Here is a 13,605-nt window from a genome sequence, read left to right as displayed (position 1 = left end):
GTCTCAGCCGCGGGGCGCAGTCTCAGCCGCGGAGCGCAGTCTCAGCCGCGGGGAGCAGTCTCGGCGGACGGATGCGGCCGTGCTGAGTCATGCCCCGCCCCTGGCGAGCGAAGCGAGCGTGGAGCGAAGCGAGCGCACGCCGCGACGGAGCGCAAGCGATGCGCGTCCAGACAGCACCCCGCGGCCGACAGAGCGATGCGCGTCCGAGACAGCAGCGGTCACCCGCAGTCTCAGTCGCGGGATGCAACCTCAGCCGCAGGATGCAGCCTCAGCCGCCGAGCGCAGTCTCAGCCGCAGGATGCGCTCTCAGCGGACGGATGCGGCCGCGCTGGGTCGTGCCCGCCTGGCGAGCGAAGCGAGCGTGCGCGCCGCGAGCCGCTAAGACAGCCCGCTGTACGCGTGAAGGCCCTCGAAGAACATGTTCACGATCGTGAAGTTGAAGATCACGGCGACGAAGCCGACGATCGACAGCCACGCCGACCGCGTTCCGCGCCAGCCGCGCGTCGCGCGGGCGTGGATGTAGCCGGCGTAGAGGACCCAGATGATGAAGGTCCACACTTCCTTGGTGTCGAAGCCCCAATAGCGGCCCCATGCGTCCTGCGCCCAGATGGATCCGGCGATGAGGGTGAAGGTCCAGAAGATGAAGCCGATGATCGCGAAGCGGTAGGCGAGGCCCTCGAGCGCCTCGGAGCTCGGCAGCGTGCGCAGGAACGAGCGCTTCGGCTCGGTCTCCTCGACGGCGATCCGCTCGCGCCGGGCCTGCAGCAGCTGCAGCACCGACAGGCCGAAGCCGAGGGCGAGGAACGCCGTCGCGAGCGAGGCGACGAACACGTGCACGACGAGCCAGATCGACTTGAGCGGATCCATCAGCGGCACGACGTCGACGTGATAGAGCGTCGCGCCACCCATCAGCACGGTGACGAGGCCGATCATGAACGTGCCGAGGAACCGCAGGTCGCGCCAGAACAGCACGCCGAGGTACACCGCGGTGATCAGCAGGGTGCCGGTCATGGCGAACTCGTACATGTTCGACCACGGCACGCGTCCGGCGGCCACCCCGCGCAGCACCGTTCCCGCGAGGTGGAACAGGAAACCCAGCACCGTGAGCGACGTGCCGATCCGGCCCATCACGAGACGCGGCTTCTCGGCCGGCGCAGCATCCTGCGGCACGCCGTTCCGCACGGTGCCGCGCCCCCCCGATCCGGATCCGACGCCTACGAGCTCGCGCGCCGCATCCTGCCGCTCGAGCGAGAGCTGCGAGCGCTTGGCGAGGTCGGCCCCGTACGCGACGAACGCCAGGGCGTAGATCACGATCGCCGTCCAGATCAGCAGCAGCGAGATCGCGTCGAGGGAGAGGGCGTCGGGATGCATGGGGGGATCCTACTTCTACAGGCTGTCGAGGTGCTTGGCGCGCAGCTGCTCGATCGCGGTCGCGAGCGTGGGGTCATCGCCGCGCGCGAGGGCGGCGTATTCGAGCCGGATGCCGGTCTCATCCGGCGTCGCCTTCACCCACACGCGGCGGCGCGGCACGAACAGGGCGGTGAGCAGGCCGAGCACCGCGAGGACGGCGAAGACGAGCACGAAGATCGAGGAGTCGTCGCGGTGCGTCTGCAGCGAGGCGAACCGCTTGACCGACTCGGTCATCCCGACCTGGTCGCGGTCGGCGCCCTCGGGGGTCTCGTCCTCGAACGTGACGGTGCCGAGGCCGTTCGGCAGGTCGGCGGTCTCGCCGGGGGCGAGCTTGATCGACTCGACGCCGGTGTCGCCGCCGGTGAGCTGCTCCATCCCGCTGGGGTCGAGCTCGTACACGCTGCGCGGGACGCCGCCGTCGATGCCGAGGTCGCCCGAGTACACGTTGAGCGTGAGGATCGGGTCGAGCAGGTCGCCGTACACGGAGGTCAGCGCGCCGGTCTCGAGCGTGGCCTGCGTCGGGTAGAGGAAGCCGAGCATGCCGATCTGCTCGGGAAGGCCGTCGGCGATCTTCAGCACGCCGAGGGACGTGAGGTTCGCGTCCTGCGGCAGGAACGGCACCGTCTCGCTGTACACCGGCGTGCCCTCGGCGTCGCGCACCGTGATGGTCGGGGCGTACCCGTTGCCGAGCAGGTAGATGCGCTCCCCCGCCACCTCGAGGGGGTGGTTGACCCGCACCGTCCCCTTGGTCTCGTCGCCGCCCGGCTCGCGCACGGTGACGTTCGCGGCGAAGTCGCCGGCCTGGCCGGCCCCGCTCGTGAGGGGCGGCTGGTACGTGACGTCGAACGAGTCGAGGCGGATCGCGTAGGGCGTCAGCGCGTCGTCGCCGACGAAGCGGCCGCGGTTCATCGACGAGTAGTCGACGAGCGCGTTGACCACCGCCTGGCCCTCGTAGATCACGCGCTGGCCGGTGTACGCGAAGCCCCCGCCGATGCCGACCGCGAGCAGCACGCCGACGAGCGACGCGTGGAAGACCAGGTTGCCCGTCTCGCGCAGGTAGCCGCGCTCGGCCGAGACCGAGAAGCTCCCGCGCCCGTCGTAGCGCTCGACGCGGTAGCCGGCGGAGCGCAGCTGCGCCTCGGCGAGGTCGACCGCGTGCTTCGCGTCATCCTGGTCGCCGTCGATCCGCTGCTCGAGGTGGTCGTCGAGGCGCGACAGCCGGGCGGGCGTGCGCGGCGGCCGCGAGCGCAGCGCCTTCCAGTGGTGCTTTGTGCGCGGCAGGATGCAGCCCACGAGCGAGACGAACAGCAGGATGTAGATCGCCGAGAACCACGCCGACATGTAGACGTCGAACATCTGGATCGCGTCGAGGATCGGGAACAGGTCAGGATTGTCCCGCTCCCACTGCGTCACGCCGTTCGGGTTCGCCATCCGCTGCGGGAAGATCGACCCGGGAACGGCGGCGATCGCGAGCAGCAGCAGCAGGACCAGCGCGGTGCGCATGCTGGTGAGCTGACGCCATCCCCAGCGCAGCCATCCGACGATCCCGAGCGCGGGCGAGTTCACGCCGCTGTCGGCGTCGCCGTCGACGTGGTCGGACGGCCGCAGCGGCTCGGATCCGTCGCGCTGCTTCACGGAGGCGTCCTCAGAGGAGAGTCGGGACACTGGCGAACACCCCCTGCAGGCGAGACATGATCATGGTCCAGATGCCGGTCACCATGAGCGCACCCAGGATGACGAGCAGCACGCCGCCGCCGATGTTCACCACGCGGATGTGGCGGCGCAGGAAGGCGATCGAGCGAGTGGCCCAGCCGAAGCCGAGCGCGACGAGCAGGAACGGGATGCCGAGGCCCAGCGAATACGCGAGGCCCAGCAGGCCGGCACGGGCGGGGTCGCCCTGCTGCCAGGCGATGGCGAGGATCGCGCTGAGCGTCGGGCCGATGCAGGGCGCCCAGCCGAGGCCGAGCGCGATGCCGAGCAGCGGGGCGCCGATGAGGCCGAGGTCACCCTTGAGCTGCAGCTTCGCCGTGCGCTGGGCGAAGCCGAAGAACCCGATGAACACGAGCCCGAGCAGGATGATCAGCGCGCCGAGGACGCGCGTGACGAGGTCGCCGTACTGCAGCGAGAACCGCTGCATCGCGCCGCCCGCGAGCCCGCCGAGCACGACGATCGTGACGAACACGAGCGTGAAGCCCGCGATGAACAGCAGCACGCCGCCGACGAGCCGCCCGCGCCCGGCGAGCACTCCCGATCCGGCCTGCCTCGGCGAGACGGCGCCGCTGATGAAGCCGAGGTAGCCCGGCACGAGGGGTAGCACGCACGGTGAGAGGAAGGAGATCAGCCCCGCGAGAAGGGCGACGGGGATCGCCGCCCACAGGGCGCCGTCGAGGACAAGGGCGCCGGGATTCACGCGCCGGTCACGCCTTCTCCTCGAGCGTGTCCGCGACGAGCGTGGACAGGATGGACGGGCTGTCGATCGCGCCGATGATGCGTGCGGCGACCCGACCCTCTCGGTCGAGCACGAGCGTGACGGGGGTCGCCTGGATCGGCGTCGCCGCCGCGAACGCGAGCTTCACAGCCGCGTCGTTCGCGTCGATCACGCTCGGGTAGGTGACGCCCCACTTCTCCGCGAACGACCGTGCCTGATCCGGCTGGTCGAAGGTGTTGACGCCGACGAACGAGACACCCTGGTCGCGGTACTGCTGCCACACGTCCTCGAGGTGGGCGGCCTCGACGCGGCAGGGGGCGCATCCGGCGTACCAGAAGTTCACGACGACGACATCGCCGAGAACGTCCTCGCTCGAGAGCGGCTCGCCGGTATCGGTCGTGCTCTCCCAGACGACGGGCTCACCGCGGTCGGCGAGGTCGATCTCGTCGACCTGGAACTCGCCGGCGATGTACCCGGTCTCGCTTCCCTGGCGGTACTGCTCGGTGACCGGATCGGGCGTGCACGCCGCGAGGGTCAGCGCGAGCGCCGCGGCGCCGATCACCGCGGTCAGACGACGGGGGGATCGAGCGGCTCGAGACACGCCACAATCCTACGTTTCCGGTTATGGCCGGGCTGTGTGCGAGCCGAAAGCAGGAGGGAAGCCGGGCGCACGCAGCATCGTCAACCGGTGTGGGCCTGAGAGTTCCTTCTCGGCCGCGCCCACCGCGTGCGAACGAAGTGAGCGTGGAGCGGAGCGACTGCCGATCATCTCGCAAACGCGACGTGCGTCATCGATGGAGCGGAGCGACAGCGCGCGATCGCGAGTCCCGGCGCTTGCGTCGGGCGAGTGATCGCGGTCGGGAGCTGCACTGCCCCGCGAAGCGGGAATTAAACCGCGCCGACGTCCACCGCGTCGTCCACGGCCGCCGGCTCGGCGTACGACACCTCGCGCCACACGTCGCCCACGCGCTCGAACGACGTGACGCTCGAGAGGGCGCAGCGCCGCGTGCGCGGGTCGTGCGGCAGGGGAAGGCCGGCCACCGACAGGTGCGTCAGCCAGATCGGCGCCTGGTGCGACACGATCACCACGTCCCCGCCCGGCGTGCTGTGCCAGGCCTCGTCGAGCGCTGAGCGCATCCGGTCCACAACGTGTGTGTAGGGCTCGCCCCAGCTTGGCACCGACGGGCGACGCAGGTGGTGCCACTTCCACGGCTTGCGCAGCGCGCGGCTCATCCGCAGCCCGGCGAACACGTTCGTCGGCTCGATCACCCGCTCCTCGAGCCGCGGCTCCACGCCGAAGATCTCGGCGAAGGGCTCGGACGACTCCTGCGTGCGCTGCAGCGGTGAGCACAGCAGTGCGCTCACCGGACGCTCGAGGCCCCGCACGTGCTCGGCCGCGGCGCGCGCCATGCGGCGGCCGTCCTCGCTGAGCCGGAAACCCGGCAGCCGCTCGTAGAGGACGCGGTCGGGGTTGTGCACCTCGCCGTGACGCACGAGATGGATGAGTTCGGCCGGCATGTGCTCCCCTGCAGTTCAGCCATCGGGCGGTCGCCCTCCCATCCTACGGAGCGCCGCCCGGGCCGAGGCGGGCACCGCCGTTACCGTTGCCGGGTGAGGAATGCAGCGCGCCGCCCGGCCATCGCGGTCGCCGTGGCCACCGCTCTCGTGCTCGGCCTGACCGCGTGTGTTCCGGAGCCGTCCGCCGGCGAGGCGCGCCGCGATCCGATCCCCTCCTTCGCGGATGTCCGCACCACGCAGGTCGATCGCGACGGCGACCGCTGGACGACCGCGGGCGTGACGATCGACGTGCCACCGGATGCCGTCACGGCGAACGTCGCGAATGTGGCAGTGGGCGCGCCGATCGGCGAGGCCGACTCGGGAATCGCCCTCGAGGTCTTCGGAGCCCCGGTGCGGTTCGAATCGCCGGCGTCGTTCGCCGACCCGGTGACGGTCTCGTGGGATGTCGCCGACCTTCCCGCCGAGGCCGCTGCGGCCGCGTCGCTCGTGCGGTGGGACGATCGGCGGCGCGTGTGGGTGCCGCAGTCCGATGCGCCGGCGGTCGCGGACGGCGCCCTGACCGCCGAGCTGACCGACACCGGCGTCGTGACGTGGGCGACCGTGGCGCTGAACGAGGCGCCCGGCGAGCTGGCGGAGGCGACGCCTCCCACCTGCACGGATGCGGCCCTGCCCGATTGGCTCGCGACCGCGACGGATCCGGATCGCGACCGCCCGGAGGCGACGATCGCGACGTGCGTCGAGGGCCACCAGTCGGATGTCCTCACGGTCAAGACGCGCAGCCAGGACGGCGTGACCCGCGCCCTCCAGCTCGACGGCGACGCGAAGTTCGCCTGGAAGACGCGCTCGGACACGGCGGGCGGCGACCGCTTCTGGCGCATCGCCGCGGGGCTCGTCGACGGGCCCGGCACCGCGCTGCTGCCGCCGCGCACCGGCGTCGACGTGGGTCTCGCCGCGCCGACCGACCCGGCCGTTCCGTATCGCGCAGTCGCCGGGGTGGATGCCCGCACGGCGACCGTCGACCTGCTCGCCGCGTTCACGCGCCGCGTCTCGTTCGGCGACGTGCCGGATCCCTCGGTCACGGCGCTCGTCTCGACCCTGTACGCGTGCGGGTCGGCCGGTGCCGACGACGTCTCGGATGCCACCGACATCGCCGAGATCGGCCACGCCCTCACCGGCTGCGTCGCCCATCCGGAGTCCGCGCTTGCGACGCGTCTGTCCGAGGCTGCGGGAGCCTCGGCCGAGGCGACGGAGGTTCAGGGGGCGCGCGCTGTGGCCTCGGCGATGCGGATCGCCGCCGGCGGCGCGTTCGACGCGCTGGCAGCCTCGACGGCCGAGGGCCTCGTCGCCGCGGCGGCGACGCCTGCCGGCGGCGGCTCGTGGACCGTGCTCGCCGCCCGGGACGCCCCCGCGCCGGGATCGTGGCGCCCGACGTGCGACGACGCGGAGGCGGATGCCACCGCCCTGTTCGCCGAGCTTGCACTGCAGCCGGCGTACGCCTCGGGATCGCGCGAGCTCGCCTCCGACCCGCGCTGGCGCACCGCGGCCGCCGCATCCGTGAAGCCGCTCGCCGACTGCACACCGGAGGAGCGCGCCCGGTTCGCGGCGATCCTGCCGGACGAGTGGGCGGATCCGGCCGCCGCGCGTGTGGTGGTGGACGAGATCGCGGGCCTGGGCCTCGCGATGCTGTCGTGCGACGACCTGTTCGCGCTCGCGCAGCCGCTTGCCGCGGGGTTCCATCCGCTGCGCGGCATCGCGGCGCCCGGCACCGGCCGCGTCGCCTGCGGCTGGGCGTCGGAGAAGGGGAAGGCGGCGGACGACGCGACCGTGAAGTCCCGCGTGCAGGTGTGGGTCTCCCGAGAGGTCGCGGACGCGGACGAGGTCGCCCGCCGCCGCGTCGAGGCCGGCAAGGCCGAGCTCGGCGGCGTCCAGGACTCCCCCGCGCTCGACGCGGCGGGCGGCTTCGCCGTCGGCGCCTACGTCCCCAGCGGCGTGGAGCTGGAGTCGTGGCTTCCCGGCTACCGCATCGTCATCACGGCGGCGAGCGCCGACGACCCCACGCAGTGGCAGCTGCCCGAGGGCCTGACCACGGTCGAGAACATCGCCGAGGCCCTCACCGACGGCTGACGGAGCCAGGTGCCCCGAACTGTCGCTTCGAAGCGGCGGGATGGGGCAAGAGCTCGCGCCGGTTGCCCCAACCTGTCGCCACGTACGGCTGGATGGGGCAAGGGCCCACCGCGCTCCCTGTCCCCGAAGTGCCGCTCAGAACCGGCACCTTGGGGACACCGGGCTCATCCTGTCCCCGAAGTGCCGGTCAGAACCGGCACCTTGGGGACACTGCGCGTCAGCTGCCGCGCTTGTCCGCCCGGAGCGAGCGGACGCGGGCCACGACGAACCAGACGACGGCGATCACGACGACCGCGATCACGATGTTCTGGAACACGTCCATGTACTGCTCGACGATGTGCCAGGACTCGCCGAGGTACCAGCCGATGAGCACGAAGATCGTGTTCCAGATCAGGCTGCCGGCCGCCGTGAGCAGCACAAATCGCCAGATCGGCATGTGGACGACGCCCGCCGGGATCGAGATCAGGCTGCGGAAGATGGGGATGAACCGGCCGAAGAACACCGCCACGGAACCGTGCTTGTGGAACCACGCGACGGTGCGGTCGACGTCCTCGACCTTGACCAGCGGCATCTTGTCGGCGATCCGGCGCAGGCGATCGATGCCGAACCAGGCGCCGATGCCGTAGAGCACGAGTGCGCCCACGATCGATCCGACCGTGGTCCACAGGATCGCCTCCCACAGCGTGAAGGCACCCCGCGAGGCGGCGAGACCCGCGAGCGGCAGAATCGCCTCGCTCGGCAGCGGCGGGAACAGGTTCTCGGCCGCGATGCCGATGCCGGCTCCGTACGGGCCGATCACGTCCATCAACCCGACGACCCAGTCGACGAGTGCTCCGAGCCAGGATCCGTCGGTGTCGGCGGAAGCGGTCGTCATGCGTCTGGCCCTTCGGTCGTCGTGCGGTACTCGGTCGACGCTACCGGCGCCGCCTTTCCCCCGCCTGGGTGGCAGCCGCCGATCCGGATCCGGGTATCCCCCTTCCGTTCCCCGGGCGGCACAGACTCCAGCCCGTAGAATCGACGGGTTGCCCATCCTGCTCCGGGCACCGCAACAGGAGGAATCCCCGTGCTTCGCACCCACACCGCCGGCTCCCTGCGCGCCGAGCACATCGGTCAGACCGTCACCCTCACGGGCTGGGTCGACCGCCGACGCGATCACGGCGGGGTTGCCTTCATCGACCTGCGCGACGCCTCGGGCATCGCCCAGGTTGTCATCCGCGACGAGGCCGTGGCGCATCCGCTGCGCAGCGAGTTCGTGCTGAAGGTCACGGGAGAGGTGGGCAAGCGCCCCGCCGGCAACGAGAACCCGAACCTGCCGTCCGGCGAGATCGAGCTCATCGCGGCCGAGGTCGAGGTGCTGAACGAGTCGGCTCCGCTGCCGTTCCAGGTCTCCTCGGGTGCGGCCGACGCCGACCCGATCGGCGAGGAGGTGCGCCTCAAGCACCGCTACCTCGACCTGCGCCGCCAGGGCCCCGCGGCCGCGATCCGCCTGCGGTCGCAGGTGTACAAGGCGATCCGCGACGTCCTGCACGAGCGCGAGTTCGTGGAGGTCGAGACCCCGACCCTGACCCGCTCGACCCCCGAGGGCGCCCGCGACTTCCTGGTTCCCGCGCGCCTTCACCCGGGCAGCTGGTACGCGCTGCCGCAGAGCCCACAGCTGTTCAAGCAGCTGCTGATGGTCGGCGGCGTGGAGAAGTACTTCCAGATCGCGCGCTGCTACCGCGACGAGGACTTCCGCGCCGACCGTCAGCCCGAGTTCACGCAGCTCGACATCGAGATGAGCTTCGTGGACCAGGAGGACGTCATCGAGATGATGGAGTCCGTCATCACGGCGATGTGGAGGACGATCGGCGTCGAGGTGCAGACCCCGCTGCCGCGCATGACCTACGCGGAGGCGATGGCGAAGTACGGTTCGGACAAGCCCGACCTGCGCTTCGGCCTCGAGCTCGTCGAGGCGACGGAGTACTTCCGCGAGACGCCGTTCCGCGTGTTCCAGGCCGAGTACGTCGGCGCGGTCGTGATGCCGGGCGGCGCGAGCCAGCCCCGCAAGGCGCTGGACGCCTGGCAGGAGTGGGCGAAGCAGCGCGGTGCCCGCGGCCTCGCGTACGTCCTGTTCAACGAGGACGGCACGCTCGGCGGCCCCGTCGCGAAGAACCTGTCCGAGGCCGAGCAGGCGGGTCTCGCCGAGCTCGTCGGCGCGAAGCCGGGTGACTGCGCCTTCTTCGCCGCCGGTGCCACGAAGGCGAGCCGCGCCCTGCTCGGCGCCGCGCGCATCGAGATCGGCAAGCGCCTCGGCCTGCTCGACCCCGACACGTTCGCCTTCACGTGGGTCGTCGACGCCCCGATGTTCGAGCCCGCCTCGGACGCCGTCGCCTCGGGCGACGTCGCGGTCGGCGCCGGCGCCTGGACGGCCGTGCATCACGCCTTCACCGGCCCGAAGCCCGAGTTCGAGGACACCTTCGACACCGACCCCGGATCGGCCCTCGCCTACGCGTACGACATCGTCTGCAACGGATCGGAGCTGGGCGGCGGATCCATCCGCATCCACCGCGAGGACATCCAGAAGCGCGTCTTCGGCATCATGGGGATCGACGAGGAGCAGGCGCAGGAGAAGTTCGGCTTCCTGCTCGACGCGTTCAAGTTCGGCGCCCCGCCGCACGGCGGCATCGCGCTCGGCATGGACCGTGTGCTTCAGCACCTGACCAAGACCGAGTCGATCCGCGAGGTCATCGCCTTCCCGAAGTCGGGCGGCGGCTTCGACCCGCTGACGGAGGCCCCCGCCCCCATCACGCCGCAGCAGCGCGCCGAGGCCGGCGTGGACGCCGAGCCGGAGGTCGTCGAGGCCTGAGCCCTTGTCGAACCCGTGAGGGCTCATCCATCGGGTGGGCCCTCACGGGTTTTCCTGTGCCCCTGTGCGAGCGCAGCGAGCGTGGAGCGCAGCGACCGCCGACCCCGCTCGCGACGCGACGTCCTTCGTCGGATGGAGCGAAGCGACAGGCCGCGAACACGCGGTGTCGGCCCGAAGGGTCGGCGCGAGTGTTCGCGAACGCGACCGCCTGTTCCTGTATGAGAAGAACATGGCCGACATCGTCGTCGTAGGGGCAGGGCTCGCGGGACTCGTGGCGGCGGCCGAGGCCGCCGACCGGGGAAAGAGCGTCGTGCTTGTCGATCAGGAGGGCGAGCAGAGCCTGGGCGGCCAGGCCTTCTGGAGCCTCGGCGGGCTGTTCCTCGTGAACAGCCCCGAGCAGCGGCGCCTCGGCGTGCGCGACTCGCTCGAGCTCGCGCGGCAGGACTGGTTCGGCAGCGCGCAGTTCGACCGGGCGGAGGACCGCTGGCCGCGCGCGTGGGCCGACGCGTACCTCGACTTCGCGGCGGGCGAGAAGCGCGCATGGCTGCGCGAGATGGGGCTGCGGATCTTCCCGGTCGTCGGCTGGGCCGAGCGCGGCGACGGCCGCGCCGGTGGGCATGGAAACTCGGTGCCGCGGTTCCACATCACCTGGGGAACGGGGCCGGGCGTCGTCGAGCCGTTCGAGCGGCGCGTGCGGGCGCATGCCGAGGCGGGGCGCATCCGGTTCGCGTTCCGGCACCGGGTCGACGGCCTGATCATCGAGGCGGGCGCGGTGGTCGGCGTTCACGGCGCGCTCCTCGAGCCGTCGGACGTCGATCGCGGTCGCCCCTCCAGCCGCATCAGCGTCGGCGAGTTCGACCTGCGGGCGCAGGCCGTCATCGTCACGGCGGGCGGCATCGGCGGCGACCACGATCTTGTGCGCGCCGCCTGGCCCGAGCGCCTCGGCACTCCCCCGCGCAGCATGGTCAGCGGGGTGCCCGCGCACGTGGACGGCAGGATGCTGCGCATCACGCAGGACGCGGGCGCCAGCGTCATCAATCCCGACCGGATGTGGCACTACGTCGAGGGCATCCGCAACTGGGACCCGATCTGGGCCGATCACGGCATCCGGATCCTTCCCGGCCCGTCCTCGCTCTGGCTCGACGCGACCGGCAGGCGACTCCCCGCGCCGCTGTACCCCGGCTTCGACACGCTCGGCACGCTCAAGCACCTGCGCGCGACCGGGCACGACTACTCGTGGTTCGTGCTGACGCAGAAGATCATCGAGAAGGAGTTCGCCCTCTCGGGCTCCGAGCAGAACCCCGACCTCACCGGTCGCGATCTGAAGCTGCTCGCGAAGCGGATCGGCAAGGGCGCGCCCGGGCCCGTCGAGGCGTTCAAGGAGCACGGCGAGGACTTCGTCGTCGCCGACACGCTCGCGGAGCTCGTGGCGGGCATGAACCGGCTCGCCGGTGCGGATCCGACCGGGCCCGCGATCGACGAGCAGGATCTCCGCCGGATCATCGAGGAGCGGGACCGGGAGATCGCCAACCCATTCTCGAAGGACGCGCAGGTCACCGCCCTGCGGGGCGCCCGCAACTACCTGGGCGACAAGCTCATCCGCGTCGCATCCCCGCACCGGATCCTGGACCCCAAGGCCGGGCCGCTGATCGCGGTGAAGCTGCGCATCCTGTCGCGCAAGACGCTCGGCGGCCTCGAGACCGACCTGCAGGGACGGTGCCTGCAGCCCTCGCCCGACGGGACGGGCGCGCCGATCCCCGGCCTGTTCGCCGCAGGCGAGGTGGCCGGGTTCGGCGGCGGCGGGATGATGGGCTACAACGCGCTCGAGGGGACGTTGCTCGGCGGCTGCCTGTTCTCGGGCCGGGTCGCCGGCCGGGCCGCGGCCGCCGCGGTCTGACTCAGACCGCGAAGTCGATCGCGGCGCGGGCGTCCGTGCGGATCGTGGAGACGTAGTCGATCACCTCGAGGTGAGCGGGGTGCGTCGCGTAGCCCTCCACGGCGGCGATGTCATCGAAGTCGCCCACGACCGCGAAGTCGTAGTTGCGCTCATCGGCCAGCACGTTCTCGACGACGTCGAGCGTGTGCACGCCGGGAACGACGCCGACGAGACCGCGGATGCGGCGGCGCGCCTCGGCGAGCTGCTCGGCGCGCTCGGCGGGGTCGGTGGAGGCGAGCTTGAACAGCACGACGTGGCGGATCATCCGGGTTCTCCTTCGGGTCAGGCGCGCGCGTCCGCGGCCTCGGTCAGGGCGGCGCTCAGCCGCTCGGGCGCGACGCGCCAGTGTCCGTGCAGGCGGTCGTCGATGAGGACGACCGGGATCTTCTCCCACCACAGGTCGTAGAGCGCGGGGTCGTCCTGGATGGACGCCTCGCGCACCTCGACGTGGTCGGCGACGTCGTCGGGCAGGTCGGCGAGCACCTGGTCGACGACCTCGCGCGCGACGTCGCAGAGGTGGCAGTCGGGCTTGCCGATCAGCGTGAGGGTGGTCACGCGCGTCAGAGGTCGACGGGGTAGCCGGCTTCGCGCCAGGCGCTGGTGCCGCCGGCCACGTTCGTCACCTCGTAGCCGCGCTGGCTGAGCGCCTCGACGACGCGGCCCGAGCGTCCGCCGAGCTCGCAGATCACGTCGAACGGCTCGGCCGGCAGCTCGCCGACCCGCTCGTTCAGCTCGGACATCGGGATGTTGATCGCTCCCGGCACGTGCCCGGCCTCGTATTCGTGCACCTCGCGCACGTCGACGAGCGGGACGTCCTTGCGCGCGTGCAGGTCCTGGACGGAGATCTCGTTCATATGCCAAGTATCGCCGCTGCGGGGCGGGTCAGGCCGCGACGAATCGACGCGTGTGCCATCCGGTGGCGCCGTCCGGCGCCGGAGGGGCGGTGTCGGACGTCTGCGTCGTGCCATCGGCGCTCAGCGCCCGGCAGCGAAGCACGTGCTCCCCCGGGGCCAGCACTGCGCGCAGCGACCACTGCACCCAGGTGTCGGAGGAGATCGCCGCGGCAAGGCGCGCGGGCATCCACGGCCCATCGTCGACCTGCACCTCCACGCCGGCCACGCCGACGTGCTGGTGCCAGGCGACACCGGCGACCGTGACCTCACCGGCGGGGATGTCGTGTGCGCGCGGCACGTCGATGCGCGACTGCAGCTTGATCGGGCCACGCTCCGACCAGCCGCGGTCGCTCCAATAGGCGCGGGCGCGGTCGAAGCGGGTCACCTCGAGGTCGACGACCCACTTTGTCGCCGACACGTAGCCGTAGAGCCCCGGCACGACCATCCGCAC

At 71.5% G+C, this 13,605-nt stretch carries 13 protein-coding genes; 3 read left to right on the top strand and 10 right to left on the bottom strand.

Translation table 11 applies throughout. From position 1 onward, the window contains the following. Positions 1–378: 378 nt before the first annotated feature. From ccsB to ABD161_RS06755, 5 genes are all read right to left on the bottom strand, one after another. Complete coding sequence (ccsB, locus tag ABD161_RS06775; protein ID WP_344000906.1) at positions 379–1,371, bottom strand: c-type cytochrome biogenesis protein CcsB; 993 nt, start codon at positions 1,369–1,371, stop codon at positions 379–381. A 15-nt stretch (positions 1,372–1,386) separates the two neighbouring features. Then, the gene (gene resB, locus ABD161_RS06770) at positions 1,387–3,045 is read right to left on the bottom strand and encodes a cytochrome c biogenesis protein ResB (protein WP_344000905.1); all 1,659 of its coding nucleotides are present in this window, start codon (positions 3,043–3,045) and stop codon (positions 1,387–1,389) included. Between the two features lie 10 nt (positions 3,046–3,055). Further along, on the bottom strand, positions 3,056–3,820 hold the full coding sequence (locus ABD161_RS06765; RefSeq protein ID WP_344000903.1) for a cytochrome c biogenesis CcdA family protein: 765 nt from the start codon (positions 3,818–3,820) through the stop codon (positions 3,056–3,058). 7 nt (positions 3,821–3,827) lie between these two features. Further along, the gene (locus ABD161_RS06760; RefSeq protein ID WP_344000901.1) at positions 3,828–4,439 is read right to left on the bottom strand and encodes a TlpA family protein disulfide reductase; all 612 of its coding nucleotides are present in this window, start codon (positions 4,437–4,439) and stop codon (positions 3,828–3,830) included. Positions 4,440–4,726: 287 nt separating this feature from the next. After that, the gene (locus tag ABD161_RS06755) at positions 4,727–5,356 is read right to left on the bottom strand and encodes a histidine phosphatase family protein (protein ID WP_344000899.1); all 630 of its coding nucleotides are present in this window, start codon (positions 5,354–5,356) and stop codon (positions 4,727–4,729) included. A gap of 93 nt (positions 5,357–5,449) precedes the next feature. On the opposite strand from ABD161_RS06755, the gene ABD161_RS06750 reads away from it, so the two are divergent. Further along, entirely contained in the window at positions 5,450–7,480 is a 2,031-nt protein-coding gene (locus ABD161_RS06750; protein ID WP_344000898.1) for a hypothetical protein, read from the top strand. 217 nt (positions 7,481–7,697) lie between these two features. On the opposite strand, the gene ABD161_RS06745 is transcribed toward ABD161_RS06750, so the two are convergent. Next, complete coding sequence (locus ABD161_RS06745; RefSeq protein ID WP_344000895.1) at positions 7,698–8,354, bottom strand: DedA family protein; 657 nt, start codon at positions 8,352–8,354, stop codon at positions 7,698–7,700. A 189-nt stretch (positions 8,355–8,543) separates the two neighbouring features. Here ABD161_RS06745 and aspS point away from each other — a divergent pair, with 189 nt between their 5' ends. Then, positions 8,544–10,325, top strand: coding sequence for an aspartate--tRNA ligase (aspS, locus tag ABD161_RS06740; protein ID WP_344000893.1), 1,782 nt, complete (start codon positions 8,544–8,546; stop codon positions 10,323–10,325). Between the two features lie 229 nt (positions 10,326–10,554). Continuing rightward, complete coding sequence (locus ABD161_RS06735) at positions 10,555–12,222, top strand: FAD-binding dehydrogenase (protein ID WP_344000891.1); 1,668 nt, start codon at positions 10,555–10,557, stop codon at positions 12,220–12,222. Between the two features lies 1 nt (position 12,223). Here the strand turns inward: ABD161_RS06735 and ABD161_RS06730 are convergent, their stop codons facing one another. From ABD161_RS06730 to ABD161_RS06715, 4 genes are all read right to left on the bottom strand, one after another. Next, positions 12,224–12,526: a Dabb family protein gene (locus ABD161_RS06730; protein WP_344000889.1), complete on the bottom strand. Its 303-nt coding sequence runs from the start codon at positions 12,524–12,526 to the stop codon at positions 12,224–12,226. A gap of 17 nt (positions 12,527–12,543) precedes the next feature. After that, entirely contained in the window at positions 12,544–12,816 is a 273-nt protein-coding gene (locus ABD161_RS06725) for a glutaredoxin family protein (protein ID WP_344000887.1), read from the bottom strand. Between the two features lie 5 nt (positions 12,817–12,821). Beyond that, a complete protein-coding gene (locus ABD161_RS06720) occupies positions 12,822–13,115 on the bottom strand; it encodes a rhodanese-like domain-containing protein (protein WP_135114474.1) in 294 nt (97 codons plus the stop codon). 28 nt (positions 13,116–13,143) lie between these two features. After that, positions 13,144–13,605 (bottom strand): molybdopterin-binding protein (locus ABD161_RS06715; protein ID WP_486348024.1); only part of this gene is annotated, 462 nt, incomplete at its 5' end.

It is taken from the genome of Microbacterium paludicola (genome assembly GCF_039529675.1).
Lineage (GTDB): Bacteria > Actinomycetota > Actinomycetes > Actinomycetales > Microbacteriaceae > Microbacterium > Microbacterium paludicola.
The sequence above is the reverse complement of the archived record's forward strand: the minus strand, read 5'-3'. Positions and strand labels throughout refer to the sequence as shown.

Coding starts and splice junctions, on each gene's coding strand:
- ABD161_RS06735 (WP_344000891.1), top strand. CDS start 10,555: ATGGCCGACATCGTCGTCGTAGGGGCAGGGCTCGCGGGACTCGTGGCG.
- ABD161_RS06755 (WP_344000899.1), bottom strand. CDS start 5,356: ATGCCGGCCGAACTCATCCATCTCGTGCGTCACGGCGAGGTGCACAAC.
- ccsB (WP_344000906.1), bottom strand. CDS start 1,371: ATGCATCCCGACGCCCTCTCCCTCGACGCGATCTCGCTGCTGCTGATC.
- ABD161_RS06745 (WP_344000895.1), bottom strand. CDS start 8,354: ATGACGACCGCTTCCGCCGACACCGACGGATCCTGGCTCGGAGCACTC.
- ABD161_RS06730 (WP_344000889.1), bottom strand. CDS start 12,526: ATGATCCGCCACGTCGTGCTGTTCAAGCTCGCCTCCACCGACCCCGCC.
- ABD161_RS06720 (WP_135114474.1), bottom strand. CDS start 13,115: ATGAACGAGATCTCCGTCCAGGACCTGCACGCGCGCAAGGACGTCCCG.